This is a genomic window from Nocardia sp. NPDC058633 (genome assembly GCF_042717045.1).
Taxonomy (GTDB): Bacteria; Actinomycetota; Actinomycetes; order Mycobacteriales; family Mycobacteriaceae; genus Nocardia.
Genome location: NZ_JBHXRA010000001.1, coordinates 167,856 through 193,702 on the forward strand (window position 1 = coordinate 167,856; position 25,847 = coordinate 193,702).

Genomic DNA, 25,847 nt, shown 5'->3' on the forward strand with positions numbered 1-25,847 from the left:
GCTCTACTTGGTTAGTAGAGTAGATACTCTAAAACGATGCACGGGACGTCACCGGAGAAATGATGACCATCACGCTCAGCCAGGCAGCAGCAGTGCTCAGTCACCAGCCGTTCAGCACGCACATCGGGGCGCGCATGGTGGCGTTCGAACAAGGGTCCGCCACCCTCGAGGTGCCGGTACGCGACGAGCTCCGACAGCAGTTCGGGCTGGTCGCGGGCGGCGTGCTCGCGAGCTTGGCGGACAACGCGTTGACCTTCGCGGGCGGGTCCGTTCTCGGTCCGTCGGTTGTCACGAGCGGGTTCACGATCACCTATCTGCGACCGGCGACCGGCCACACTGTTCGCGCGGTCGCCTCGGTCGTCGACGCGACCCGCCGCCAAGCGGTGTGCCACTGCGAGGTGTACTCGATCACCGACGGTGCGCCCGAACAGTTGTGCGCGGTCGCCTACGGAACGGCGCGGCTGACCGAGGCCGGCTACGCGGACGACGTAGTGGAGGACCTTCTCTAGCGGCGACTATTCTCGCTTTCATGGGACGGTCGGCGATACATACCGAGGACGACTTCATCGACGCCGCGATCCAGTTGTTCGCCACACACGGCCAGCGGGCGGTGACGATGGGCGCGGTCGCGCGGGAACTCGGCGCCTCGAACGGCTCTATCTACCACCGGTTTCCGGACCGGATCACGTTGCTGTCCGCGGTCTGGTTGCGGACGTCGAAGCGCATGCAGCTTCGCTATCGCGAACTACTGGGCGAGCAGCCGACTCCGGAATCGGCGACCGAGGTCGCGGTGTGGCTCGTCGAGTGGTGTCGCGACAATCTCGCCGAAGCCCAGGTACTGCAGGCCGGTGCCCGCGCCTTCGGTCGCGACGAGTGGAGCGACAGCGCCAAGGCGGAATTCGACACGATGGAATCGGCCCGCCGGCGCCTTTTCCGCGCGCAGGTGCAGGTTCTCGCGGCGCGCACCGGGCGACCGCCCGACCAGATCGCATTCGTCCTGCTCGAGCTTCCGCTGGCCGTCGTGCGGCCGAAGCTGCTGGCCGGCCGAGCGCCGACCGAGCGGGAGGCCGAGCTCGTGCGCGGTATCGCCGATCTCGTCCTCGCGCCGGTCGACGTCGCCGGGTAGGCCGCGGCGGCGCGCGGCTGTCGTCGGGTCGCGAACATTCGGTAGTCGCTGATCTGCAACCCGTTCACCCGGCCGTGGCCTCCATGCGCCATGCTTGTGCCGTGGTTATCGCGTCTGATGTCGTCCCCGTGCGTGGCAGTGAGTACTCGGTCCTGTTGCGCCGCATCCGGGCGGCGGATCTGCTCGACCGGCGACTGCGCTATTACGGGTGGAAGAGCGCGCTCACCGCGGGGGCCTTCGTGGCTGGTTGGGCGGCGTTTTTCGCCATCGGTGACTCCTGGTGGACGCTGGCGGTCGCGGTGTTGCTTGCCGTGGTTTTCTCACAGATCGCCTTCCTCGGGCACGACGCGGGGCACAAGCAGATCTTCGCCGGACGGCGGGCCAACTACCTGTACGGACTGATCGCGGGCAACCTCGCGATCGGGCTGAGTATCGGCTGGTGGACCAGCAACCACAACCGTCACCACGCCCACCCCAATACCGAGGGCGCCGACCCCGACGCGATGGGTGTGCTCGCGTTCTCCGGCGACCGCGCGAAGGCCGGAAGAGGTTGGCGGCGTTTCATTTTCCGCTACCAGGCGTGGTTGTTCTTCCCGCTGCTGCTGCTCGAAGGCGGCAGCCTGCACTGGAAGAGCGTCGTCGCGGTGTTCCGCTGGCCGATCCCGAACCGCATCTGGGAGGGCGCGCTGCTCGCCGCCCACTTCATCGGCCTGCTCTCCGCGGCGTTCCTGGTGTTGTCGCCGGGTAAGGCGTTGGTCTTCATCGCCGTCCAGCAGGGCCTGTTCGGCCTGTACATGGGCTCCACCTTCGCGCCCAACCACAAGGGCATGGAGGTGCTGCCCGAAGGCGACAACACCGATTTCCTGCGTCGTCAGGTCCTCACCTCGCGCAATGTGCGTGGCAGCTTCCTCGTCGACACCGCCATGGGCGGGCTGAACTACCAGATCGAGCACCACCTGTTCCCGTCGATGCCCCGCGCCAACCTGCACCGCGCCCAGCCGATGGTCGCCCAGTTCTGCGCCGAGATCGGTGTCCCGTACTGCGAGACGGGCCTGTTCGAGTCGTACCGGCAGGCGATGGCCCACCTGAACGAAGTCGGCCGCCAGACAGTGCGGTAGCGCTTACCCGCCGACCGCCTCGTTGTAGGCGGCGGTGAGTTCCGCGAGCACCCCGTCGTCGGGCAGCGGCTCGCCGCGCAGATGGGTGGCGCGCAGTTCCTCCATGAATCGGTCCCACATCGGGAGTCCGCCGGCGGCGAGCAACTCGGCGCGCACGGTCAGCTCCGGCGCTGTGTGCAGCCATCGCGCACCCCACGCGCCCAGTGCGGCCAACACCGGAACGAGCGCGATCGAGGCCTCGGTGAGGTGGTACGCGACTTTCTGACGGTGGCTCGGGTCGTCGTCGCGAGTGAGTAGACCGGCGGAGACGAGTTTGGTGAGCCGAGCGGCCAGGATATTCGAGGCGATGCCCTCGACGGAACCGGTGAGCAGCTCCCGGAAATGTGTCTGCCCGCCGAACATGATGTCGCGCAAGATGATCAGGCTCCAGCGGTCGCCGAGGAGCTCGACCGTCAGATTGATCGGGCAGCCCGACTTGCCCGGCGGCACGGGCAACTTTTCTCGAGCAACTGGTTGCGACACAGGATCAGTCTAGGTTATGTTCTTCACTGCTTGCACATCGCAATCAGAAAGGGCACACCGATGGCTCAGATGGTTCGCGTTCAGAACTTCAGCGTTTCCAGCGACGGGTACGGGGCGGGGCAGGGGCAGAGTCTCGAACGTCCCTTCGGTCACGCCGACCCCGCCGACCTCATGTCCTGGGCGGGCGCCACCGCGCACTGGGTCAACCGTACCGATCCCGGCGGCACCTATGGCCTCGACGACTACATCGTGCGCGACTACGCCTTCAACATCGGCGCGGAGATCATGGGTCGCAACAAGTTCGGCCCGCTGCGTGGCCCGTGGGAGAACTACGACTGGCAGGGTTGGTGGGGCGACAACCCGCCGTTCCATACCCCGGTCTTCGTGCTCACTCACCACGAACGCCCGTCGTTCACCCTGGCCGACACCACTTTCCACTTCCTCGACGCCACGCCGGAGGACGCGCTCGCCCAGGCTCTCGACGCTGCCGACGGCAAGGATGTGCGCATCGGCGGTGGCGTCGCCACGGTCCGTGAGTTCCTCGCGGCCGACCTCGTCGACGCCATGCACATTGTCGTCGCACCGGTGAAAATCGGTGCGGGCGAACGACTGTGGGAAAGCCCCGACGAATACGACGACCGCTTCCACCACGAACAGGTCCCCAGCCCCAGCGGAGTCGTCCACCACTTCTTCTGGCGCCGATGAGTATCGCGTGAGCTGATCGCGTTCGACGACTGTCAGTGTTCGCAGAGGGAGAATTCTCGCTCGTACAGCTCGTCGTTGTGTTCGTCGACGAAGAACTTCCGCTCTCGCATCAGTTCTTCGCGGAAGACCGCGGCCTGGGCGGGGGTCATCGTCGACGTGGGCGACCACGGTTGTTGCGGGGGGATGTCGGAGGTCGAGACGATGGTGATCGACGGGTCGACCAGGAAGAAGGCCAGGATCTTGCGGTGGCCGTCGCGGGTCGGGTCCTGGAGCCGGAACGGGGCGACGCGATGTTGCAGGATGTTGGGGAATGCCACGCAGCGACCGGCTCTGGCCTGTACTGATCCCAAGTCCTGATTGAGGATGTCCTCGTCGGCGAGGCCGAAGACCTCACGCATCCCGGTCTCGTCGTTCTGCTGGTACTGCGGGTCGTCGACGGCGGCGCGGAAACCGAGCACGCTGTCGGTAATGTTGTCGTTGTCCCAGTAGTAGATCCCGGTGGCGACGATGCGTTCGTTGAGCATCCCTTCGACGTGCCAGGAACCGCCCGGGTATTCCGGCTTCGCGGGCGTGAGCTGAATGGTGGCGAGCTTGACGATGACCTGCAACCGGCGACCGTTGAGATCGACGCGAACGCTGTCGTCGACGGGCGGCGGCGCCTGAAAGACGGGTGCGTCGGGAACGGCAGGTCGGCGGTTTTCCCACCAGTGATCCCAGGCAGCTTCGTAGGCCTGGTCGGCTTCGTCGTCGTCCTCATCGGTCGGCTCCGTGGGTTCGCTGTCGTCGTACCAGCTGAACGGGTCGACCTCGATCCGCACAGGTCGTGGGTGTCGAAGGTCGGTCAGGACGTTCGCCAGCATCGGTAGCATGCGGGCGAGGAGGTCCGGCAGGACGGATTCGAGTGCGTGATGGCGAGCGGGGTCGACGTTGTTGATGTAGGAGCGGAGGACAACCTCGCCGACATCGGTGACGTCGACGTCGGTGGGCAGCCATTGAAACTTCGGTGAGTAGGCGTACCGGGCATCGTGGGTCGCCGGGCTGGGCCATGGCGCGTCGGCGGACCGGCTGACGCCGCGGACCAGGCAATACAGCGAGGGATGCACGAGATTGCGCACCTGATGATTCGAGCCCGGATGCCAATCCTGTTCTGCCGCGGGAACGTCCTCGAGTACCCGGGCCGCTTCGATCAAGCGGGACCGCAACGCGTCGTCGATCAGGGTGTCCGACTGCCACACCCCATCGACAGCGGAGACCTCGATCCCGGTGCTCTCGTCGCGCACACCGGCGTAGTACGCGAGTTCATCGAGCACATAGCGGATTTGAGCCGCCGACATCCCGAGCTCGGTGGCTTCTCGAGTCCATCGGGCGAGGATGTCGGCGTCGGTGATCTTCCGATGCCACTGCGATTTCGCCCGGATTCCCGCGCTCAATCGCATCATCTCCAGCTCGCGCACCGTCCGAACCGGCGCGAGCGCCACCAGATGAGCGACACGAAAAGGCAGGGGAAACGGGGCGATCTGGGTCAATTCTTCGTTCTCTCAACAGTTCTGGCGACGCGAATACCGAGACGACACTAGTGGACGCGAAAGCCCTCAGAGACGAGGGTCGGTCGGCACGGATTCCATGGCGAGGATCGCGAAGACCAACTCGTGCACCCGCCACAACGGTTCGCCGGCCGCGACGGCATCCAGGGCTGCCAGGCCCAGGGTGTGTTCGCGCAGGGCGAGGGTGCGTTTGCGGCCGAGGGTGCGGTCGCGGAGTCGGGTGAGGTGTTGCGGTGCGGTGTAGTCGGGGCCGTAGATGATGCGCAGGTATTCGCGGCCTCGGCATTTGATGCCCGGTTGGGCGAGTTTGCCTTTGGCGCGGTGAGCGAGTCCGGCGTAGGGCTTGATGACCATGCCTTCGCCACCTGCCGAGGTCATCGCGAGCCACCAGGTGGTGGCTTCGGCCTCGGCGGCGGGGTCGGACAGATCGACGACGCGATGTTCGGTGGGGCGGAAGGTCACCGGGTCGGCGGCTACCAATCGGTCGCTGATGCCGAGGTGGCAGCCGTGGTCGCGGTCGGCGTAGGTGGCGCCTTCGGCGGCCAACAGGGCGAACGGGGCGATCTGAACGCCGTCGAGTCCTGTTGTCGGCCAGCAGTATCGACGGTACGCGGCGGCGAAAGCGTCCGCGTTCTCGGCGCGGTCGGCGGTGCGACTACGCAGTTCGCCGAGGTCGAGTCCGCGGGCCAGACCGGCATCGAGTGCCGCGACAGCCGACGGAAGCGCCGAGCGCGCGGCCGCACCGGTAGCCGCGTACTGGGTGCGGATCAGCCCGGCGGCTTTGGCCGACCAGGGCAGCAGCTCGCAATCCAAGAGCAGCCAACCCGATTCGAGTTCGTCGAAAATCGGTGCCGCTGCGGTCCGTACGCGGTCGAGCAGCGTTTCGGTCAGCGAGGGATCGGTGAAGAACGACCGTCCGGTGCGGGTGTAGATCGCGCCGGAACAGCCGTCGCCGACCCCGAAACGATCCGCTGCGCGATCGCGGCACACGAGCACCACGGCCCGCGAACCCATGTGCTTCTCCTCGCACACCACCTTGTCCACGCCCGCCGCGCGATAGTCGGCGAACGCCTCCGTGGGGTATTCGAGATAGCCCTCGACGGTCGACGTGGACGGCGGGGACATGGTCGGCGGCAACCACAGCAGCAGCCGAGGGTCGATCGCGAACCGGCTCATCACCTCCAGCGCGGCCGCGGAGTTCTCGGCGTCGACGATCACCGTGCCGTAGTCGGTGCGGATGTGCCTGCGACCCGTCACATCGGCGAGGTCGAGAGTTTCGTTGTCACGGGCGGATTCGGCGTCGGCGAGCGGCTTGATCGGTTCGTAGTACACCTGCGAGGCCCGCACCGCCACGAACGTCTTCTCCGGGTAGCGCATCGCCGTCAACTCGCCGCCGAACACCGCACCGGTGTCCAGGCAGACGGTGTTGTTGACCCACTCGATCTTCGGAGTCGGCACGTGCCCGTAGACAACCGTCGCCGCGCCACGGTAGTCCCGCGCCCATGGGTAACGCACCGGCAAGCCGTATTCGTCGGTCTCCCCGGTGGATTCGCCGTACAGGCAGAAGTCGCGCACTCGACCGGATGCCCGACCGTGATACGCCTCTTTGAGCCCGGCGTGCGCGACCACGAGCCGCCCGCCGTCCAAGCGCAAGTGGCTCACCAGGTCGTGGATCCACTGCGCCGCGGAGGCGATGAATTCCGGGGACTCGCTCTCCAATTGCTCGAGCGTCTCCGCGAGACCGTGCGACACCGTGACGTTCTTACCGCGCAACTTCTTCAGCAGCTTCTGCTCGTGATTGCCCGGCACGCACAGCGCGTTGCCGCCGGCGGTCATCCCCATCACCAACCGCAGCACACCCGGGGAATCGGGCCCACGATCGACGAGGTCGCCGACGAATACCGCCTGACGCCCCTGCGCGTGCGTGGCGTCGACAGCACGACCCGCCTCGTCGCGAACCAGCGTCCACCCGAGTTCGACCAGTAGCGTTTCCAATTCGGCTCGGCAGCCGTGCACATCGCCGATGATGTCGAACGGCCCCGTGAGTTCGCGCCGGTCGTTCCATGCCTTCTCGTAGGTGATCGTCACCTCGGCCGGATCGCTGACGACGTGCACCTTGCGAAAACCCTCGCGGCCGAGTTCCCGCAGCGAACGCCGCAGATCCTGGCTCTGGCGCTTCAGCACAGTGCGACCGAAGTCTCGATCGGTGCGGCCCTGAGTGCGTTCCCACGCGATGGCTTCGGGCGTATCGATGACGATCGCGACCGGCAGGACATCGAAAGACCGTGCCAACGCGACCAATTCGGCCCGCGCGTGCTTCTGCACATTGGTGGCGTCGATGACCACCCGGCGACCGGCGCGCAGCCGGATGCCGGCGATGTGCCCGAGCGCGTCGAAGGCGTCCTTCGTCGCGGACTGGTCGTTCTCGTCGTCGGCCACCAGGCCACGGAAGACGTCCGACGACAGCACCTCGGTCGGCTTGAAGTGCTCGCGGGCGAAGGTGGACTTGCCGGAACCGGAGATGCCGATGAGGGCGATGAGTGACAGCTCGGGCAGGTCGATGTTCACAGCGCGCCTTTACGTTCGGGCCCGGAGGCGGTAGCGGAGCGTGGCCGCGCGGGGTCGAGCGCAGGCGCCGATGTCACAGTGGCCTTGCGGAAGAGCGCGAGCTGGGTGGGGGAGCCGGACCGCGGATCGTGGTCGCCGACCGGACGGATGTCGACGGTGTAGCCGAACGTCTCGGCGACGTGGGCGCACCAGTCGGCGAATTGCGCACGGGTCCACTCGAATCGGTGATCGTCGTGGCGGTGTCCGTCGAGGGTTTCGTAGTGCACGTTGTATTCCACGTTCGGCGTCGTCACGATCACCGCGCCGGGGGCGGCGTGGCCGAAGACGGCGCGTTCGAGCGCGGGCAACCGTGACTCGTCGACGTGTTCGATCACCTCCATGAGCACGGCCGCGTCGAAGCCTCGCAGCCGGTTGTCGTGGTAGGTCAGCGCCGACTGGATCAGCGTGATCCTGGCTCGCTGCCGATCCGACATCCGATCGAACTTCAAGCGCCGCTCCGCCATCGACAGCGCCGCGCTCGAGACATCGGCGCCGACGATCTCGGTGAACCGGGCATCGGCCTGCAGGGCGAGGAGCAGAGCGCCAGGGCCACAACCGAGATCGAGGACGCGCGAGGCGCCGGTCTCGGCCAGTGCGGCGAGGACGGCTTCCTTGCGCAGCTTCACCAGCGGTGTGCGGCGCTCGGCGGCTTCGACGCGTTCGACGGCGTCGGTGGGCATCTCGGCGTCGTCGAGTGGTTCGTCCACCGCACGCAGGCGCTCCAACGCCGACAGGGTCAGTGTCCGTCGCCCGGCCAGGTAGCGCCGGGCGATCAGCTCGCGATCGGGATGGGAGCCGAGCCAGCCCGCACCCGCGCGCAACAGCTTGTCGACCTCGTCGGCGTCGACCCAATAGTGCTTGGCGTCGTCGAGCACCGGCAGGAGCACATAGAGGTGGTTGAGCGCGTCGGCCAGCCGCAACGTCCCGGTCAAGCGGAGCTGGGTGTAGGGGGAGCGACCCCACTCCGGGAACTCGGGATCGAGCGGCTGCGAGGTCGTCGATACGGTCCAGCCCAGCGGCGCGAACAGCCGCTCGACGATCTCGGTCCCGCCCCGGCACGGCACCGCGGGTACCTCGATCTCCAACGGGATCGCCGTGCCCGCCAGCTCCGCTCGATCCCGGCTCGTCCCGTTCAGCGCCGACCGGAACACCTTGCCCAACGCCACCGACAGCAAGCTCGACGCCACGTACGGTCGGTCGTTCACATAGCGTCCCAGTGCGGAGCCGTTGTGCCCCTTGGTCGGCCGGGCCAGTTCGACCGGGTCGACATCGAGCAGCAGCGCGACGGTGCAGCGGTCGACGTCGGCCTGTGGATAGAACACGTGTGCCGTGCCGCCGGTGGTCGTGAACGACTGCACGCGGTCGGGATGCTTGACCACGAGATATCCGAGGTCTGTCGCCGGCGTGTGAGTCGTAGAGATCGTCAGGAGCACTCGCTGATCCTGTCACGCCCCGCCAGCGGTTTTATCCGGTCGCCGACTCAGCCGAAGTCGAACGACGGCGGGATGGCGACGATCACGACCGCGGCCCACACGCCGTACACCGGCAGGTAGTCGGTCTGCCAGCGTTCCAGGGCGGCGAAGGTTCGCCTGCCACGCAGGAATCCGAGACCGAGGTGGCCCGACCACGTCAGGTTCACCAGCAGCACCACATTCAGGCCCAGGGCCACCACCTTGTTCGGGGTGGAGCCGAATTCGGCGATGCGGGTGAGCATCGCGGCCAGCATCACCACGTCGACTGCCAGCGCGGCGACCACCAGGAGCAGTTGCAGGCGATCGAAGAGGCCGGGCGGGGTCAGTGGGTCGCGGGCCGAGATCGTGTAGAGGAGCAGGCCGAGGACCAGCACGAGGATCAGGTCCATCAGGATGAGCAGATCGCGATCGACGGCGGTCAGGCTGTGGGTGGTCGCGAGGGCGGCGAGCAGCGCGAACAGCATGACGATGGTGAGCGGGGTGAACACCCGTGTGAGCACCGGCGCGATGTTCTCCACGACGTTCTGTTTGGCCTCGACCAGCCAGGCGGCGACGATCACCGCGCCCGCGGCGCCGAAGGGCAGCACCCAGTCCTCGATCACCGGCTCGATGTCGAAGTCGAGCGTCCCGAACGCGCCGACCGTGAGTCCCACCAGCACGCCGCCGCCGAGCGCCAGCAATGTCAGGTAGACGAACCATTCCCCGGTGAACCGGATGAAATCCATCCGACGCCGCCCGGATCGCCAGTCACCGCCCGCGTACGCCAGGCCGACCACCAACCACAGCAGGATCGGTGCGTGGATCGCGGCGATGATCTCGGTCGCGCCCTCGGGCTCGAACGGAGAGAGGTTCAGGACGAGCGCGGTGAGCACGAACGGGACGAGCAACACCGTTGCCACCCGCACGGAAACCTGCCGCTTCCAGGCGAAATAGCCTGCGAGGAAGGGTAATACGAACAGGCTGAGGTTGCGGGCCACAGCGGATCCGTCGAGCCAGGTGAAGCCCGCCTTCATCGTGAACGCCGCCCCGACGGCGAGTACGAGAACCACCAGCAGTTCGCGATTGTTCGCACCGCTCTCGGACTCCTCGGGCACCAGAACCAGCTGCTTCCACAGTCTTTCGGAATGCTCGCGGGCGAACTCGCGCGAGATCGCGTCCATGCTGCCCATCCGCTTGACCGCGACGAGGAAGGCCTCCTCGCCCGACAGGCCCCCGGCCTGCAAGGTCGAGATCTGTTCGCGCAGATGGTCTTCCATTTCGTCGACATCGGCGAGGGAAATGGCGTGATGACGCTGGACGTATCCGCGCCACTGGTCGATATGGGCTTGCAGCTCGGTTTCCATCACGCCCATCCCTTCGTCGTGGGTGCGGTGGCACCGCGCCAGACCTGCTCCAGCGCCTCGGCGACCACGCTCCACTGCGCCTGTCGTTCGGCCAGTGCTGCGCGACCCGAATCGGTGATCAGGTAGTGCTTGCGTCGGCGTCCGCCCTCGGACACCCGCCACGTCGACGACACGTGCCCGAGTCGCTCCAAGCGGTGCAACAGCGGGTACAGCATCCCGTCGGTCCATTGCATTCGCCCCCGTGAGAGCTGGTTGACCTGCTCGAGGATGGCGTAGCCGTACGACTCGCCCTCGGCCAGGATTCCCAGCACCAGCGGCGTCGCCGAGGCTGCCACCAGGTCTTTGTCTATGCGCATGACACTCCTATACCTAGAAGATCTATGTCATAACCTAGCAGATCTAGGTATATGGGTGTGGATGTCGCACCCTAGGGTGAGGATTTCGTTGAATCGCCTAACGACCGTGTCGAGGGCCCCGATGAAGTGTGCACATACGCGCTACAGCGCGTAGGGGACACAGAATCGAGGAACCATGAAGAATGCAGTTCGGATGGGTGCGCTGATCGCCGTCGCCGCGGCGCTGGTCGCAGGCTGCACTGACGAGAGTGGTTCAGGGACAGCTACTTCGACGTCCCGCGCGCCGGCGACCCCATCGTCGACCAGTGCGCCCGCGCCGGGCACGCAGGCTCCCGGGGCCACCGCGCCCGAGCGGACGTCCGCGCCACAGCCCGGCGCCACCATCGCACCGGAGCCCGAAACACCGCCCGTCACACAGGCTCCCACGGTGGTCCCGGCTCCCGACAGCGCCTCGCCCGCCCCCGGCGACGACATCAGTGGGCCGGGTCGCTGCATCGATACGTCCTCGGCGGGTGTTCGCAATGCCCTCGCGAGCCTCGGCGGAAGCTGGGTCGCCGGGCAGGCCTCGGCCGATCAGCCGGGCAACTGTGGGGAACTGCTGTGGGTGCGCGCCATCGGCGGCAACTCGGCGGGGGCGCCGATTCACCTGCTGTTCTTCCACGACGGAAAATACTTGGGCACAGGCACTTCAGAGCCTTATGCCTTCACCACCGTCGTGGGTTCGAGTAGCACCGCCGTCACGGCCGAGTACCGGTGGCTGGCCGCCGACGAGCCGTTCGCCACACCGCAGGGCGGGCCGGCCACGATCACCTACTCGTGGACCGGTTCGAGTGTCGTGATGAGTGGGCCGCTGCCGTCGGAGGTCACCCGACCTCACCGCTGATCCCGGGCGAGACGCCCGAGCCGGAGGGCTCCGGACGCAGCACCAGCACCGTGATCTCACTCGGCGCGAACACCCGCAGTTGCGGACCCCAGAAGCCGGTGCCGCGGCTGGTGTAGAGCTGGGTGTTGTTCGCGTGGCGGCTCAGGCCCGCGACCACCGGCTGATCGAGCCGGACGAGGTAGTGGAAGGGCCAGATCTGCCCGCCGTGGGTGTGACCGGAGATCTGTAGCGCGACGCCCGCCGCGGCGCTGTCGGCGATCTGTTTGGGCTGGTGGGCGAGCAGCACGACCGGCAGCGCGGGGTCGGCATCCGCGAGTGCGGCGGGCAGATCAGGGCCGTGACCGGGCAAACCGACGCCGGTCGGGTCGTCGATGCCGGCGACGACGAGCCGGTCGCCGTCGCGGGTGAGGACTTTGTGCTGGTTGTGCAGCGGTTGCCAGCCGAGTGCGGCCATGTAGTCGATCCAGCCCTGCGCGTCGCCGAAGTACTCGTGATTGCCGGTGATGTAGAACCGGCCGAGCGACGCTTCGACCTTGCCGAGCGGATCGACCTGAGCCTGGCGTTTCGCGACCGAACCGTCGGCGAGATCGCCGGCATGACAGGCGATATCGGGCCGCTGGGCGTTGACCACCTCGACCACGCGCTCCGACCAGCGCCGCCGATTCAGCGCCGCGTAGTGGGTGTCGGTGACGACCACGACCCGCAACCCGTCGAGCCCCTGCGCCAGTCCGCGAATCGCGACATCGACCGTGCGCACCCGCGGCACCCGGCGCGCCTCGTACACACCCCAGCCGACCAGCGCCGCCGACGTGACCAGCACCCCCGCCGCCACGATTCGCGCACCGTCGATCCCACCGACGGCCAGCGCGCCACGCACGAACACTCCGATCACCGACCAGGAGAAGACCACCCACAGGACCCCGAGCAGGGTGTCGCCGACGATCACCGCCGGATCGGACTGCGCGGGCCCGTGCCCGAGGAACATCGTGAACGGCAGGCACACGAGAGCGGCCACACAGATACCCGTCCCGACCCAGAACAGGGTCCCGTTGCCACCGGTCGGCGCCGAGACCAACGTCCACCAGGGCACCCCGAACAGCAAGGCGAGGACCAGCGACAACATCATCAGGCGTACGGCGATCTTCACGGCGGTCCCGTTCTCGGCAGGGGCGGCCGGGCGCGGCCACGAATCGACCTCCCAGGGTAGCGCTCCGTCCGGGCGCCCCTGCGCCGAGAATCCGCAGTTGCGGGCACGCGCGCGAACCGAGCTGCCGCACTGCGCAATTCGATGTTCCCCGGGGATCAGGGGCGCGCTATGCTGCCCGGCAGGGCCCCGCGCGCAGGTTTCGCACCGCGGCGGGTCGAGTGGGGAAGCGGCGATGCCGCACAGATGGGAAGGCCGGAACATCGATCATGCGTGGGGTAAACAAGCTATTTCGGCGGGTTGTCGCAGGTGCCGCGGTGGCGGTGCTGCCGTTCGGCGCTTCGGTAGCGCCCGCGGCCGCCGACGCCGACCCGTCCGCGATCGACTTCCGGGTGGATACGTCGATGGGCGAGATCAACACCAGGATCATTCGCGCGGCCGACGGCAACACCGATCGGGTGGTCTACCTGCTCGACGGTGAACGCGCCGAAAACGACCTGAACGGCTGGGAGAAGCACACCACCATCCCGGCGCAGATGGCGAAGTTCAACATCAACGTCGTGATGCCGGTCGGCGGGCAGTCCAGCTTCTACGCCGACTGGGAGCAGCCGAGCAACTTCTTCGGCGTCAACCCCGACGGGTCGATGCTGCCCAGCGCGGACTCCGGTTCGGCGATCGGCGGCTGGGAGGACACCCAGGGCAAGACCACCACCTACCGGTGGGAAACCTTCATCACGAAGACGCTCCCGGAGGCGATGAAGTCGCGGCTCGGCTTCAGCTCGACCCGCAACGGGGTGGTCGGCCTGTCCAGTGGTGGTAGCGCGGCGATGTTGATGGCGGCCTACTACCCGGAGCAGTTCACCTACGCGGGATCGCTGTCGGGCTACCTGCACATGTCGATGCCCGGCATGCGTGAGGCGCTCGGCGGGGCGATGATCGCCAGCGGTGGCTACAACATCGAGGCGATGGCGCCCGCGGGCAGCGAGAAATGGCGCCGGATGGACCCTTACGGCTTCGTCGAGAAGCTGATCGCCAACAACACCCGCCTCTATGTCTCCGCGGGCAGCGCCAAGCCCGCCGACCAGGACCTGTCCTCGATCGACGCGATCACCCAGGGCATGCCGCTGGAAGCGATCGCTCTGGCCAACACCCGATCGTTCGAAAAGCGCGTGACCGCACTGGGTTACGAGAACGTCAGCTACGACTTCCCCGACATCGGCATCCACAACTGGGGGACCTGGGAACAGGTCGCCATCCGCCTGATGCCGGACATGGCCCGCAATATCGGCAAGCCCCTGCCCGCGGGTGCGACGCCCCCCGCCGGTGGTGCACCGCCCGCTGGTGGACCTCCGGCCGGTGGTCCGCCCGCCGGCGGCGAGCCGCCGAAGTAGCCTCCGACGCAAATGAAACCGCCGCTACCCATGCTTCGGGTAGCGGCGGTTCGCGTTTCGGGGCGCTCAGCTGGTCTTGATCGGGGTGTCGTCGGTCAGGCCCCAGCGGGTTTCGGTGTGGACGGCGATCTCGGCGGGAGGTGCGGCGACCGTGCGGGTGAGGCGTTGGAGTTCGCCCCAGTCGCGGGTCCAGTCGTCGGCCAGGTAGGCGGGGATGGTGCGCGATTGCATGAGCAGGCCGGTCCAGCCGAGCGGTCCGCCGCCGGTGTCGCCCTGCCAGGTCTCGGAGACCTGTGCGTTGAGCTTGTCGGGCTGGATCCGCCAGATCGGCATCTCCGCGACACCGTGGCGATGATCGAACGGTCGCTGGCACGAGAAGGCCAGTCCCACATGCCAATCCGCGAGCACCGGATCGGCGCTGCCGACGACGGTGTGCAGGCTCGACAGTTTCGGCAAGCGGGGCGGGGTGAGCGCGAGCCACTGCAGGGGATCGGGCTCGCTCGCGTCGGCGGACAGTCGAATGGCGTTGGTCTCTGCTGGAATTCGATCCAGGGCTACTGGGATATTGCGCCAGCCGGGTGCTCCGCCGACCGTCGGCGGGGCCATATCGCCCAGAGCGGTGATGGTTCCGTCGTCGGAGCGGCGCGCGAACTCCACCCGCAGCCGCTGCCCCGGCATGCGCGAGCCGTCGGGGGCGGTGGACTCGATCCGCCCGGCGACCGTCAGGATCAACACCCGGTACGCCGTGTCCTGTTGTACGGCAGCGAGATCCATTCGGTACCACTGGGTCGTCAATTGTGTTCGCCGCGGCTCACCGGTCGAGTAACTACCGAGCACCGGTGTGCGTTCCGGAGCGAGCCCGAACGGCAAGGCCATCGTGCTGCCGTTCACGCCGGTCACCGCGGGTCCGGAAGTGCCCGGTGCGCCCGGTGGCCCCGCGTTCGGACCGCTCGGCGGCGCCCCGTTGGCACCGCCTGGTGCGGAGCCGCTCGGTGCGCCGCCCGGCGCACCGCTCGTACCACCGGGAAACCCGCCCCCACCAGGTGCAGAGCCTGCGGGGCTCGCGCCGCCTTGCATGCCTGGGCCGGGGCCCGCGCCGCCTGGGAGGCCTGTGCTGGGGCCCGCGCCGCCGGGCGCGCCTCCACCCGGGCCCGCGCTGCCGCTGGGACCAGGCCCCGAGCCCGAAGGTGGGGCGGAGGATTGGCCGGGTCCGGGGTCGGGGGCGAGGCTGCCGATTCCGTTCGGGGTGAAGCCGGTGTTCTCGGCAGCCAGCCCGTCGGCGACACGGCCGCTGTACGGGGTGAGCAACGAGCCCGCGGTATTCGTCTCGACGAGAACGTCGTCCGCCATCGCGCACCGGTCGCCCGCCAAGGCACGCAGATTCGACAGTCCGACCGAGTAGGCCGGATATTGCGCGATCGCCGCCGAAGCGAGCGATCCCACTTCGAACACCACCATCGCCGCCGCGGCGACGGTCAGTGGCGCGACCGCGGGGACCCGGCGGCGGCGTCGGCCGACGCCACGGCCGCCACCAGCGCCCACGCGGCCACGATCGAGCAGGCGGCCACTGTCGGCACCCACCTCGGGGTCACCGCCGAGGCCGGCCCGGTCACCGTTGTCGGGTGGATCGAGGACCGCGCCGTCGGCACCGCGAGCGCCGTTGCCGTGGGTGCCGACATCGTCGTGACCACTCACTGTGGTGGCGAAGGGCGCGCGGTAGTACTGGCACAGTGCGACGACGAGGGCCGCGGCCGTCGCGGCGAGGAATGCGGTCGATACCGCGACGCCGCCGATGGTGGGGGCGCGGTCGGGCCAGGGGACTCCGTAACCGGAGACGTACCACCAGCCGTTGGAACCGGTGAAGCTCACGGCGAGCAGGAACAACACGGCGGCCGCGAACAGGGTTCGCGGGTACCCGAGCCGGGTGCGGGCCAGGGCGACCGCGGTGATCGCGGCGAGTGCGGCCGCCAGGCCCGCGTAGACACCGAAGTGGTGGGTCCACTTGGTGGGGGTGAACATCATCAGCAGCAGCGCCATGAACACGACAGCGAGCATCCGGGTGACCGGGCCACGGGCGGTCGCCGGGATGCGGCCACCGCGCAGGGTCGCGGCGATGCCGACGGCCAGGCACACGAGCATGGCGAGGACGCCGAAGCGGCGGGCCAGGGAACCGTCCGGGTTGACCGACAGCAGCGAATCCCAACGGGTGCGTTCCTCGAACCAGGACATGTCGGGGCCGACGAGTTGGCGGACACGGGTGGCTTCGAGCACGGTCGACAACGTTTGATCGGCGAAGACGACGACCAGCACCAGCGTGCCCGCGGCGACGATCGGGGCCACGAGTGCGGTGTAGCGGAGGAATACGGCTCCGCGAGCGCTCGCGTCGGCGCCCGAATCAGGTGTGGCACGGGCGATGATCGTCCGCAGTACCGGTCGGGAACCGGCCAACAGTGCTGCCACGCAGATCAATCCGGTGGGGCCGGCGGCGAGGGAGAACGCGGCGATCAGCACCGCGACGGCGGCGGGCAGCAGGCGGCGGGTGGCGATCGCCCGCTCCATCGAGCACCAGGTGAGCAGCGCGCCGACCGCGATCAGGGGTTCGGGGCGCAGTCCGTTGTTGTAGGGCAGCCAGATCGAGAGGAAAACCAGCGCCGCGGTCCCACGCGCGACTCGGTGCGAACTCACGCCCGAACCCAGGCGCGGCAGCACTTCCCGGCTGAGCACCAGCCAGCACGCGAACCCGGCGAGCAGCGCGGGCAACCGCATCCACAGTCCGGTCTCACTGACCCGGGTCAGCTGCGCGAGCACCTCGTACGGCCATCCGAACGGCGCCTCGGCGACCTGGAACCACCGGTAGTAATTGGCGGTGTAGCCGGCTTCCCTCGACGCGCGCGCCATCGTCAGGATGTAGCCGTCGTCGGAGCTGTTGGCGCCGATCACATGCCAGACGGCCAAGGTGCCCGCGACCGCCGCGTCGATGCCGGTGAATCGCCACCAGCGCGCGGGAAGGATGCGCCGGGAGCGTCGACCGTCACGAGTGTCGCTGCGGTGCAGGCAGATCAACGCGAGCAGCGCACACAACACCGCCCCGATGATCGCGGCCAGCTTCCAGCCGGTGGGACTCGACGAGAACCGCGCATCGATCTCGGCATGCAGCCGCGCGTCTCCCATCCGTCCACGATCCAGTTCGGTATAGACCCCGACCACCTGCGGCCGCATGTCCGCGTCGACGGTCGTCTTCGTCGGTGACCCGTCGGCCCGGGCCATGCCGGTGAGCTCGGCGGTCGTGCTCGATGCCGTGGAAACCACCGTCAACGCACCGCATCGAGCATCGCTCGTATTCGCGGGCACAGTGCCCGGTCCGGATGGCGGCTTCGTAGACGACGGCGGCACTCCGCTCGGCCCGTTCGGCGGAACCGTGCCCGAGGGGGGAGGGCCGGCGGGGGACTGGGCGCCGTTGGGTGGGTTGGCCCCAGCGGGTGGAGGTTGCCTGTCGGGGCGGCCCTCGGCTTCGGAGCCGGGAGTGCCCGCTGGTGTCGCATCGGCTCCCGCGATGTCCGCGATCGACGCGCTCAACAGCAGCTTGTCGCGGAGGACGACGGACAGCGCCCGGTCGCCTCCCGGCCGGTCCTCGATCCGTGCGACCAAGCCCTTCGAACCGGCTCGCGGCGCCTGAGCGGGAACCGTGGAAAGGACTGTCCCACCGGTCATATCGCGCAACGCCGTACACGGGATGCGCACATCGAGCGACAGCGGCACGTAGTTTACGAGCGGCGCGCTGAGTTGCATCGACTGCGGCTGTGGCCAATCCAGGCTCGCGCGCTGCTGCTGAACCGGCAGCAACGGAGTCGCCACCGCCAGTGCTACCGCCAGCGCCCCCGCCACGATCCCGATTTTCTGCATTCGGCCGAAGCCGGAAGAATCTCCACCCACAACCGATGATGCTAGCCATGGTCGTTCGGTCGTTGTCGCCTCAGCGTGGACGGCGCAGTTCGGTGACCGCGATCCGTGCCGCCTCGCCGATCGCGGCATCGACCACCGGCAGCATCGGGTCGGCACGGGCGGCACGGGTGAACACCGCCACCGCCACCGGTGTTTCGCCGGGGAACTCGATGACGGCTACTTCGTTGCGGATCACGCCGATGGTGCCGGTCTTGCCCGCGACGAGCACACCGCGATGCGGGAATCCGGCGGCGACACGGTGCGGCCAGACCTGTTTGCTCATCACCGCGCGCGCGAAATCGGTGCTCGCCGTGGACAAGATGTCGCCCGACCACAGCTTCCACAGGAATCGGGTCATCTGTTCGGGTGTCGTCGCGCTGGCGTAGGAGGGGTCGTAGGCGGAGACGGTCCACGCCTCGTCGTTGTCGGCCAGCGCGGCGAAAGCCTCCGCGGTGCTGTGGGTATCGGTATCGCGGACCAGGCTGCGATGTTGGTCGGCCGTGCCGCCGATGATGCGGGTATCGGTCAGATCGAGTTCCTGCGCGAGCTCGACCACCGCGACCAGGCCGACCTCGCCGAGCAACACGTCGGCGGCGGCATTGTCGGACACCGTCATCATCGAGGTCGCCAGATCGCGGCGGCTCAGCGTGACCGGATCGTGCAGTGCCGCGATGCCGGTGGGGCCCGGCGTGCAGTCGGCGGGGTCGATGGTGAGCCGGCCCGCGGGGTCGATTCCGCCGCGGTCGACCTGTCGTAAGAACGCTGCCAGCAGCAGCAGCTTGTAGACCGACGCGATCACCACGCGGTCGTGCCCGCCGACCGAAACCTCGCCGGGGGTGCCGTCGCAGCGGCGGGCGTGGAGCCAACCGGAACAGCCCGCGTCCGCGAACACGGCACGAATCCGGGCGGTCGCCGACGTGCTCATCGCAGTCGCTCCCGGTAGAGCACCCGATCCAACGCCTCGGCGTGCGCGCCGGCATCGGCCCGGCGAATCACCCTGACCCGCACGGCGATCGACTGCGGCGCCAACGTCAGCCAGGCCACTCCCGGCGTCGGTGTCGGTGGTGCGGCGCTGATACCGAAACTGGTGCCCGCGGCGACGGCGGCCAGCACCGCCCTGTCGTCGGGAGCCGCGAGCGGCACGGCGTCGAGTCCGCGTTCGCGCAGCAGGTCGAGGATGGCGTCGAAGGCGGGCGGGTTCGCCGCGCGCGGTGGGTGCGCGAAATGCAGTCCGGCCAGCATCGGGAACGTCGGCCTTTCGGCGGTGGTGGTGCGATGGTCGGTGGGCACCACCAGCCAGCGCGGCAGCTTCATCACCGGCCCGGCCTCCACGCCGTCGACCAGCGCTGGATGTTCGATCACCGCCACATCGCACACACCCGTCCGCACCTCGGCGACGAGATCGACGGTCGTACCCAACGTCGTCGCCACGCTGCCGCCCGCCGCGCGCAGACTCGTGACACACGCGGCGACCAGGCGATCGGGCAGCGCGCTCGTCGCCGCGAACCGCACGGTGCCGCTGAGCTGGGCGATCCGCTGTGACTCGGCGAGCAACCGGTCGGCGTCGTCGACGAGCAGCCGGGCGCGCGGCAGCAGGTGCCTGCCCGCGGTCGTGAGCAGCGCGCCCTGGCTGGTGCGGCGGATGAGTTCGACGTCGAGATGCTGTTCGAGGCGACGCAACCCCTGCGACAGGGGCGGTTGGGTCATGTCGAGCGCCGCTGCCGCCCGCCCGAAATGGCCCTCGTCCGCGACGGAGACGAAGAATCGGAGGTGGCGGATCAGATCCATACCGCCATTGAACCAGCGCACCTGCCGCGACTCGGCCGATCCGGTGCGACGAGCTGGTCGGGATCGGTATCCGCCCCGTTCTCACCCCGCTGACCTGCGGTCATATCGTGTCGGACTCGTCCAGGCCACTGTCCGATATTGGCCCGGAAACGGTCCGCGATGATGTGGTGCACCGGTGACTTCCTCCATACCGACACCCCGCCTGCGGACCCGGATAGCCGCCCTCGCACTGGCGATATCGGCCGCGACCCTCACCGCCTGCTCGAGCAACGATGCCGCACCGGCACCGACCACTTCGACGACCGCGCTCGCCACCGCTCCGTTCGCCGACCTGGAGGCGAAATACGGTGCTCGACTCGGCCTCTCGGTGGTCGACACCGGCAGCGGCGCGAGCGTCGACTACCGCGCGGGCGAACGCTTCCCGATGGCATCGACCTTCAAGGGCTTGGCGTGCGGCGCTCTCCTGCAGGCACATCCGCTGTCCACCGGCTACTTCGATCAGGTCATCCACTACACCGCTGCCGACATCGTCGTGAACTCACCGGAGACGGCGAAGCACATCGACACCGGTATGACGGTCACCGCGCTCTGCGATGCGGCGATCACCCTGTCCGACAACACCGCCGGAAATATGTTGCTCCGATTACTCGGCGGCCCGGAAGGATTCACCGCCTTCCTGCGTACCCTCGGCGACACCGTGTCGCGGCTGGATCGCTGGGAACCCGAACTCAACACCGCGATCCCCGGCGACGAACGCGACACCACGACCGCCGCCGCGCTCGTCGCGAACTACCGCGCCCTCGTCGTCGGTACCGCTCTGCCCGAGCCCGAGCGTGTCCAGCTCGCCACGTGGCTGAAGGCCGGCAAGACCGGTGCCGAACGCATCAAGGCCGGCTTGCCCGCGGACTGGATCGTCGGCGACAAAACAGGCACCCCGGCCTACGGCTCCGCCCTCGACGTAGCCGTCGCCTGGCCGCCCGGTCGTGCGCCTGTCGTCCTGGCCGTTCTCACCACCAAGCCCGACCAGAACGCCGACCCGTCCAACGAACTCGTCGCCGAGGCAACGAAAAGTGCTGTAGGCGAGCTGAATTGCGGTTGACCTCGTCGCTCAGTCCAGCCGCCACCCCGACGACACCGACCGCGCGCACCGATGCGGTTCATCACCGGCGGCGACGAAAAGAGCGGTGAGCATCGGGATTCCGAAGTCGAGGGTCGCCGGGGGGAGCGGCCCGGTGGCGACGAGGCCCGCCAGTCCGTGGCCGATGGCCCAGCTCTGGGTCGCCAGGTCGAGCGGGTCGGTGTCGGCGCGGAATCGGCCGGTGGTTCGAGCGGACTCCACAGCGACGACGAGGCGGTGCAGGGTGGCGTCGGCGGCCTCGGCGTCTTCGAGATCGAAGCCCGCCTCGAACATCAGCCGGTACAGGTCCGGGTTGGCCATGGCATTGGACAGATACGCGCTGCCGAGTGCAGCCAGGTCGGTGACCGGGTCGTCGGTGCTCGGCACCTCGCGTAGGCGCAGGGCGAGGCGGGTGAAACCCTCCTGACGGACTGCGCGCCACAGGCCGTCCATGCCGTCGAAATAGGTGTACACCGCCATGGTGGAGACCTCGGTGCCCGCGACCAGGCCGCGCAAGGTGACGGGCTCGCGGGTGGCCACCATGTGCGCCGCCCGTTCGATCAGCATCGACCGCACTGCGGGATTCTTGGTTCTGGCCATAGCGCAAGATTACATATCACTGCTATGTTATTGATCGGAACCCTCCGATGACGGGAGAAGACATGGCTGTGCAACTGGTGAATCCGGACGGGCTGCCCAAGCCGGAGGTGTACCGGCAACTCTCGATCGCGACCGGGTCGCGGCTGGTCTTCCTGGCCGGGCAGGTCGCGCGCGACGGTGAGGGAAACCCGGTCGGCGCGGGAGACTTCGCCGCGCAGGTCGAGCAGGCGTACCTCAATATCGGCACCGCGCTCGGGGCGATCGGTGGTTCGTTCGACGATGTCGCGAAACTGACCGTCTATGTCGTCGACTGGAACGCGGACAAGTACCCGCTGCTCGGTGAAGGTGTCGCGAGGGCCGCGGCGAAGCTCGGCGTCGATCCCGTCAAGCCGATCACATTGATCGGGGTGGCCGCGCTCGGTGAGCCGGATCTGCTCGTCGAGGTCGAGGCGACGGCCGTGCTGGAATGAAGCACGCGCGGTGCCACGCCCGGGGAGCGAGGGCTCGCCGGGCAGTGCGGACGCCGTCTCCAGAATAGGTGTCTTCACTCCCTGACGAGACGGAACCCATTGCAGTGACGAAGTTCCCGACGCCCGCACTACTTTCGGCATGACATGGTCGCTCCGGTGACGAAGCGTCTGCGCCGGCTCGCCGCGCCCATAGCTGCCGCGGCCGCGCTGGCCCTGGTGGCGTTCGGTGTGCGAGACACCGAAACGTCGTGGTCGAGTGCCTGGGCGACCTCTGTGCAGTACCCGATCTATCAGAACTGGTCCGCGCTGGGCTTCTCTGATCAGACTGTGCGACAGGTGATCCGCCTGTCGCAGCAGGGCCCGCAGGTCCGGGTTCGGCTGTCGAACCGGTACGGCGAATACCCCTTGCCCGTCTCGGCGGCGACGGTCGCGGAAAGCGCCGGCGGAGCCGGCGTCGTCGCGGAATCGGTGCGGGCGTTGACCGTTGGTGGTCGCTCCGACTTCGTGATCGCCCCGGGCGCTGAGATGACCAGCGACGCAGTGCAAAGCGTGGGGGCCTCGCTCGCGGTGACCCTCTACTTCGCGCAACCCACCGGCCCGGCGACCCAGCACGGACAGGCGCTTGCCACCACCTACCGGGCACACGGCGATCACGCCGCCGAACCGTCGGCAGCACCCTTCACCGAAACCTCCCAGTCCTGGTACTACCTGGCCGGCGTCGACACCCTGTCACCGAACGCGGGACACGTCACCGTGGCCTTCGGTGATTCGCTCACCGACGGCTACCGCTCCACCCTCGACGCCGACCAGCGCTATCCCGACCAACTCGCGGCGGCGGGCCACCACGGGCCGGTGGTCAATGCCGGAATCAGTGGCAACCGGCTGCTCACCGACTCGACCGTGCTCGGCGACAGCGCGCTGGCCCGGTTCCGCCGCGACGTTCTCGAACAACCGGGCGTCGGCACCGCCGTCGTCCTGATCGGCATCAACGACATCGGCCTGTCGGGCAGCGCGGGCCCGGACGGGATTGTGTATCCGCGAGTGTCGACCGATCAACTCATCGCCGGATACCGCGAATTGATCAGTCAGGCACGAGCGCGGGGTGTGCGCATCGTCGGTGCGACGATCTTGCCGTTCGCCGGGTCGACGTATTTCTCACCCGAGAAGGAGCGCCTGCGTAGCGAGGTGAACAATTGGATACGGGAGTCGGGCGCCTTCGACAAGATTGTCGACCTCGAACAAGCACTGGCCGCGCCCGATGATCGAACTCGGCTCGCCGACGCGTTCGACAGCGGTGATCACCTGCACCCCAATGATTCCGGCTATCGCGCCATGGCCGTGGTCATCGCACCGGCTCTCACCGCGTGAGCACGGTCTCGCCCGACCCGTCATGACCAGGCCGGATGCTGACCCGTATCCCAACGTCCGGTGAACCCTGATCGGTCGAGTGGCAGGTCGGGCGGGGGCTCGATATGCTCGACTTCCATTACGAAACAGGCTGCCTTGCTGCGTGTTTGATCGACCATGAGGGCAGGGGGCCTGTGAGTACTGCGGAAGCACTGCCGATGGCGCAATCAGCAGCCGCGCCGGCGGAGTCCGGTGACAGCGCCGGATCCGTGGTGCTCGGCGCCGGGGTGGCGGTGATCGCGATCGCCGCGGTGACCGCGGTGTTCGCGCCCCCGTCCATCGGCATCCCGGTACTGGCCGCCGCGGTCGCCGCGGCGCTGTTCGGTTGCCCCGCGGTCTGGTTCGCGCTACGGCAACGCGCACAGGCACGCGCGAGTACGGCCGCCGCCGAGCGGGCCGAACAGCAACTGGCCGCCACGGTCGCCGAGGCGAGCGCGCGGCTGACCCAGGCCGACGAGCACACCGCCGCGTACGCGTGGGAAGCCCAGGAGGCGGCGCGACGCGGCGCGGCGGCGCTGGCCGCGTTCGCCGGTGCTGCGGGCCGCATCCAGGCGATGACCACCTCGATGCTGGCCGAGCTGCGCGAGATGGAACACCGCCACGCCGACCCCAGGGTGCTCACCGATCTGCTCCACATCGACCACCGCACCGCGCAGGCGGGACGCCTGGCCGACAGCATCGCGGTGCTCTCGGGTGCGCGCACCGGACGCCGGTGGGCGAAACCGATCGCGATGGAATCGATTCTGCGCGGCGCGATGGGTCGCGTCGCCGGCTACCAGCGGGTGCGGTTGCGCGCGATCGCCGAGATCGGTGTCGCGGGGCACGCCGCCGAAGGCGTGATGCACACCCTCGCCGAACTTCTCGACAACGCGTGCAACTTCTCCCCACCCACCACCGAGGTGCACGTGTACGCCGCGGAAGTGCCCGCGGGCGTGGTGATCACGATCGAGGACAGCGGCCTGATCATGAGCGATTCCGCGCTCCGGCGCGCCGAAGCCGCCGTCACCGGACGTGATCACAAGGGCAAGGGCGCCGACCTGGCCTCGCTGTCGGGCACCCGCCTCGGGCTCGCCGTGGTCGGGCATCTGGCGCGCAAACACGAACTCACCGTGTCGTATCGGCCCTCGGCGATCGGGGGCACCGCGGTCGTGGTTGTGGTCCCGCGCGAGCTCACCGCGCGCGCCGAACGCCGCGGTCGCAACGTGGTGGCCCCGCCACGCTTCGCCGAGCCCGCCACGCTGAGCCAGTTCGATACCCCGATTCCGCGCAGGACCGACACCGGCACCATGGATTTCGGTGATCCGGTGGGCCAACACGCGCGACCGGAGGCCGACGGCGCCATGCCCTCTTCGCCCGCGCTGCCGAAACGTCGCAGGGGCGACACGTTGGCCCAAGTCCACCCCGAAGGCCTGACCGCCGCGCCCACCGCCGAGGCGCCACCGGCCAAGCCCACCGCCCTCGGTGCCTTCCAGCGTTCCGCGCCGGGCCGCACCACCTCGAGCCACGAACCGGGCGGCGCCGCCGCGGCTCCCGACCCACTGGAGGACCGATGACCACCACTGCTCCCGCGAATCTCGGCTGGCTGCTCGAGAAGCTGCTCGCCCGCACCCCCCGGGCCAGGCACGCCCTGCTGCTCTCGGGCGACGGCCTGAAGATCTGCCACACCCCGGAACTCGATGTGGACCGCGCCGATCAGCTGGCCGCGATCGCCGCCGGATTCCAGAGCCTGTCGCACGGGGCTTCCGTCGAGTTCGGTGACGGGCGGGGCGGAGTTCGCCAGTCGATGACCGAGTTCTACGGCGGCATCCTGTTCGTGGTCGAGGCCGGGCGGGGCGCGCACCTGGCGGTGGTCGCCGCCGAGGACGCCGACGCGGGGCTGGTCGGGCACACGATGCACGAGCTGGTCGAACAGCTCGGCGAGCACCTGGCGGCCCAGCCCAGACGCGGAGCGGTCGAGTGACCAGGGCAGGTCGTGACGACGATCCCGACCGCTTCTACACCCTGACCGGCGGCCGAGCGCCCGCGACCGAGGACTTCGACCTGGTCACCCTGGTGGTCAGCGAGTCCGCACCCACCGCGGGCATGACCTCGGAGCAGTACGCGGTCCTCGACATGTGCCGGGCGCCGACCGCCGTGGTGGAGATCGCGGCCGAACTGCGTCTGCCGGTCGGGGTGACCACGGTGGTGCTCTCGGATCTGCTCGCCGCGGGCAAGATCACGGTGCGCCCACCGCTGTCGGCGGCGATGTCGCTGGATGCCTCCACCCTCGAGAAGGTGCTCGTTGGACTTCGCAAGCTCTGAGAACGTGCCCG

Annotated in this window: 23 protein-coding genes; 12 read left to right on the forward strand and 11 right to left on the reverse strand. The window is 68.4% G+C overall.

Going from position 1 to position 25,847, the window contains the following annotated elements; translation table 11 throughout:
* The first annotated feature begins 59 nt into the window (after positions 1–59).
* The 3 genes from ACFWUR_RS00770 (at position 60) to ACFWUR_RS00780 (ending at position 2,244) form a co-directional block, all read left to right on the forward strand.
* Positions 60–509, forward strand: a complete 450-nt coding sequence (locus ACFWUR_RS00770) for a PaaI family thioesterase (protein WP_378899733.1) — start codon at positions 60–62, stop codon at positions 507–509.
* Between the two features lie 20 nt (positions 510–529).
* The gene (locus ACFWUR_RS00775) at positions 530–1,126 is read left to right on the forward strand and encodes a TetR/AcrR family transcriptional regulator (RefSeq protein ID WP_378899736.1); all 597 of its coding nucleotides are present in this window, start codon (positions 530–532) and stop codon (positions 1,124–1,126) included.
* Positions 1,127–1,227: 101 nt separating this feature from the next.
* Positions 1,228–2,244 carry a fatty acid desaturase family protein gene (locus ACFWUR_RS00780; RefSeq protein WP_378899739.1) on the forward strand — a complete coding sequence of 339 codons (1,017 nt, stop codon included), beginning with the start codon at positions 1,228–1,230 and terminating at the stop codon, positions 2,242–2,244.
* Positions 2,245–2,247: 3 nt separating this feature from the next.
* On the opposite strand, the gene ACFWUR_RS00785 is transcribed toward ACFWUR_RS00780, so the two are convergent.
* Entirely contained in the window at positions 2,248–2,766 is a 519-nt protein-coding gene (locus ACFWUR_RS00785; RefSeq protein ID WP_378899742.1) for a winged helix-turn-helix transcriptional regulator, read from the reverse strand.
* A gap of 60 nt (positions 2,767–2,826) precedes the next feature.
* On the opposite strand from ACFWUR_RS00785, the gene ACFWUR_RS00790 reads away from it, so the two are divergent.
* Complete coding sequence (locus tag ACFWUR_RS00790; protein ID WP_378899745.1) at positions 2,827–3,471, forward strand: dihydrofolate reductase family protein; 645 nt, start codon at positions 2,827–2,829, stop codon at positions 3,469–3,471.
* A 32-nt stretch (positions 3,472–3,503) separates the two neighbouring features.
* On the opposite strand, the gene ACFWUR_RS00795 is transcribed toward ACFWUR_RS00790, so the two are convergent.
* The 5 genes from ACFWUR_RS00795 to ACFWUR_RS00815 all read right to left on the reverse strand — a co-directional run bounded on the left by ACFWUR_RS00795 (position 3,504) and on the right by ACFWUR_RS00815 (position 10,793).
* Positions 3,504–4,997, reverse strand: coding sequence for a DUF4246 domain-containing protein (locus ACFWUR_RS00795; protein ID WP_378899749.1), 1,494 nt, complete (start codon positions 4,995–4,997; stop codon positions 3,504–3,506).
* Positions 4,998–5,063: 66 nt separating this feature from the next.
* Positions 5,064–7,583, reverse strand: a complete 2,520-nt coding sequence (locus tag ACFWUR_RS00800) for a polynucleotide kinase-phosphatase (RefSeq protein ID WP_378899752.1) — start codon at positions 7,581–7,583, stop codon at positions 5,064–5,066.
* Complete coding sequence (locus tag ACFWUR_RS00805; RefSeq protein ID WP_378899755.1) at positions 7,580–9,055, reverse strand: 3' terminal RNA ribose 2'-O-methyltransferase Hen1; 1,476 nt, start codon at positions 9,053–9,055, stop codon at positions 7,580–7,582. The genes ACFWUR_RS00800 and ACFWUR_RS00805 overlap by 4 nt, the downstream gene beginning before the upstream one ends.
* Before the next feature lie 47 nt (positions 9,056–9,102).
* Positions 9,103–10,446: a permease prefix domain 1-containing protein gene (locus ACFWUR_RS00810; protein WP_378899758.1), complete on the reverse strand. Its 1,344-nt coding sequence runs from the start codon at positions 10,444–10,446 to the stop codon at positions 9,103–9,105.
* Positions 10,437–10,793, reverse strand: coding sequence for a PadR family transcriptional regulator (locus tag ACFWUR_RS00815; protein WP_378899761.1), 357 nt, complete (start codon positions 10,791–10,793; stop codon positions 10,437–10,439). Before ACFWUR_RS00815 ends, ACFWUR_RS00810 begins: the two co-directional genes overlap by 10 nt.
* Positions 10,794–10,968: 175 nt before the next feature.
* Between ACFWUR_RS00815 and ACFWUR_RS00820 the strand changes: the two genes are divergently transcribed.
* On the forward strand, positions 10,969–11,676 hold the full coding sequence (locus ACFWUR_RS00820) for an LppP/LprE family lipoprotein (protein ID WP_378899764.1): 708 nt from the start codon (positions 10,969–10,971) through the stop codon (positions 11,674–11,676).
* On the opposite strand, the gene ACFWUR_RS00825 is transcribed toward ACFWUR_RS00820, so the two are convergent.
* Positions 11,657–12,823 (reverse strand): metallophosphoesterase, encoded by a 1,167-nt coding sequence (locus ACFWUR_RS00825; protein ID WP_378899766.1) that lies wholly within the window; start codon positions 12,821–12,823, stop codon positions 11,657–11,659. The genes ACFWUR_RS00820 and ACFWUR_RS00825 overlap by 20 nt on opposite strands.
* 266 nt (positions 12,824–13,089) lie before the next feature.
* Here ACFWUR_RS00825 and ACFWUR_RS00830 point away from each other — a divergent pair, with 266 nt between their 5' ends.
* Positions 13,090–14,211, forward strand: a complete 1,122-nt coding sequence (locus ACFWUR_RS00830; RefSeq protein ID WP_378899769.1) for an alpha/beta hydrolase — start codon at positions 13,090–13,092, stop codon at positions 14,209–14,211.
* A gap of 66 nt (positions 14,212–14,277) precedes the next feature.
* Here ACFWUR_RS00830 and ACFWUR_RS00835 read toward each other — a convergent pair whose 3' ends face one another.
* Genes ACFWUR_RS00835 through ACFWUR_RS00845 form a run of 3 tightly spaced genes read right to left on the reverse strand, consistent with a single transcriptional unit; the run spans position 14,278 to position 19,941 of the window.
* The gene (locus tag ACFWUR_RS00835) at positions 14,278–18,144 is read right to left on the reverse strand and encodes an arabinosyltransferase domain-containing protein (RefSeq protein WP_378899772.1); all 3,867 of its coding nucleotides are present in this window, start codon (positions 18,142–18,144) and stop codon (positions 14,278–14,280) included.
* A 40-nt stretch (positions 18,145–18,184) separates the two neighbouring features.
* Positions 18,185–19,078, reverse strand: coding sequence for a serine hydrolase (locus ACFWUR_RS00840; RefSeq protein ID WP_378899775.1), 894 nt, complete (start codon positions 19,076–19,078; stop codon positions 18,185–18,187).
* Positions 19,075–19,941: a LysR family transcriptional regulator gene (locus ACFWUR_RS00845; RefSeq protein WP_378899778.1), complete on the reverse strand. Its 867-nt coding sequence runs from the start codon at positions 19,939–19,941 to the stop codon at positions 19,075–19,077. The genes ACFWUR_RS00840 and ACFWUR_RS00845 overlap by 4 nt, the downstream gene beginning before the upstream one ends.
* A 175-nt stretch (positions 19,942–20,116) precedes the next feature.
* On the opposite strand from ACFWUR_RS00845, the gene bla reads away from it, so the two are divergent.
* Positions 20,117–21,040 (forward strand): class A beta-lactamase, encoded by a 924-nt coding sequence (gene bla, locus ACFWUR_RS00850; RefSeq protein ID WP_378899781.1) that lies wholly within the window; start codon positions 20,117–20,119, stop codon positions 21,038–21,040.
* 9 nt (positions 21,041–21,049) lie between these two features.
* Here the strand turns inward: bla and ACFWUR_RS00855 are convergent, their stop codons facing one another.
* Positions 21,050–21,658 carry a TetR/AcrR family transcriptional regulator gene (locus ACFWUR_RS00855; protein WP_378899784.1) on the reverse strand — a complete coding sequence of 203 codons (609 nt, stop codon included), beginning with the start codon at positions 21,656–21,658 and terminating at the stop codon, positions 21,050–21,052.
* A 62-nt stretch (positions 21,659–21,720) separates the two neighbouring features.
* Here ACFWUR_RS00855 and ACFWUR_RS00860 point away from each other — a divergent pair, with 62 nt between their 5' ends.
* The 5 genes from ACFWUR_RS00860 to ACFWUR_RS00880 all read left to right on the forward strand — a co-directional run bounded on the left by ACFWUR_RS00860 (position 21,721) and on the right by ACFWUR_RS00880 (position 25,836).
* A complete protein-coding gene (locus ACFWUR_RS00860; RefSeq protein ID WP_378899787.1) occupies positions 21,721–22,128 on the forward strand; it encodes a RidA family protein in 408 nt (135 codons plus the stop codon).
* A 156-nt stretch (positions 22,129–22,284) separates the two neighbouring features.
* Positions 22,285–23,496: an SGNH/GDSL hydrolase family protein gene (locus ACFWUR_RS00865; protein ID WP_378899790.1), complete on the forward strand. Its 1,212-nt coding sequence runs from the start codon at positions 22,285–22,287 to the stop codon at positions 23,494–23,496.
* Positions 23,497–23,669: 173 nt separating this feature from the next.
* Positions 23,670–25,088, forward strand: a complete 1,419-nt coding sequence (locus ACFWUR_RS00870) for a sensor histidine kinase (protein ID WP_378899793.1) — start codon at positions 23,670–23,672, stop codon at positions 25,086–25,088.
* Positions 25,085–25,495, forward strand: coding sequence for a roadblock/LC7 domain-containing protein (locus tag ACFWUR_RS00875; RefSeq protein ID WP_378899795.1), 411 nt, complete (start codon positions 25,085–25,087; stop codon positions 25,493–25,495). Before ACFWUR_RS00870 ends, ACFWUR_RS00875 begins: the two co-directional genes overlap by 4 nt.
* Entirely contained in the window at positions 25,492–25,836 is a 345-nt protein-coding gene (locus ACFWUR_RS00880; RefSeq protein ID WP_378899798.1) for a DUF742 domain-containing protein, read from the forward strand. Before ACFWUR_RS00875 ends, ACFWUR_RS00880 begins: the two co-directional genes overlap by 4 nt.
* Positions 25,837–25,847: the final 11 nt, after the last annotated feature.

Excerpts from the sequence above, each read along its gene's own strand:
- ACFWUR_RS00810 (WP_378899758.1), bottom strand. The coding sequence starts at position 10,446 with ATGGGCGTGATGGAAACCGAGCTGCAAGCCCATATCGACCAGTGGCGC.
- ACFWUR_RS00845 (WP_378899778.1), bottom strand. The coding sequence starts at position 19,941 with ATGGATCTGATCCGCCACCTCCGATTCTTCGTCTCCGTCGCGGACGAG.
- ACFWUR_RS00830 (WP_378899769.1), top strand. The coding sequence starts at position 13,090 with ATGCGTGGGGTAAACAAGCTATTTCGGCGGGTTGTCGCAGGTGCCGCG.
- ACFWUR_RS00770 (WP_378899733.1), top strand. The coding sequence starts at position 60 with ATGATGACCATCACGCTCAGCCAGGCAGCAGCAGTGCTCAGTCACCAG.
- ACFWUR_RS00815 (WP_378899761.1), bottom strand. The coding sequence starts at position 10,793 with ATGCGCATAGACAAAGACCTGGTGGCAGCCTCGGCGACGCCGCTGGTG.
- ACFWUR_RS00875 (WP_378899795.1), top strand. The coding sequence starts at position 25,085 with ATGACCACCACTGCTCCCGCGAATCTCGGCTGGCTGCTCGAGAAGCTG.
- ACFWUR_RS00790 (WP_378899745.1), top strand. The coding sequence starts at position 2,827 with ATGGCTCAGATGGTTCGCGTTCAGAACTTCAGCGTTTCCAGCGACGGG.
- ACFWUR_RS00820 (WP_378899764.1), top strand. The coding sequence starts at position 10,969 with ATGAAGAATGCAGTTCGGATGGGTGCGCTGATCGCCGTCGCCGCGGCG.
- ACFWUR_RS00860 (WP_378899787.1), top strand. The coding sequence starts at position 21,721 with ATGGCTGTGCAACTGGTGAATCCGGACGGGCTGCCCAAGCCGGAGGTG.
- ACFWUR_RS00775 (WP_378899736.1), top strand. The coding sequence starts at position 530 with ATGGGACGGTCGGCGATACATACCGAGGACGACTTCATCGACGCCGCG.
- ACFWUR_RS00855 (WP_378899784.1), bottom strand. The coding sequence starts at position 21,658 with ATGGCCAGAACCAAGAATCCCGCAGTGCGGTCGATGCTGATCGAACGG.
- ACFWUR_RS00840 (WP_378899775.1), bottom strand. The coding sequence starts at position 19,078 with ATGAGCACGTCGGCGACCGCCCGGATTCGTGCCGTGTTCGCGGACGCG.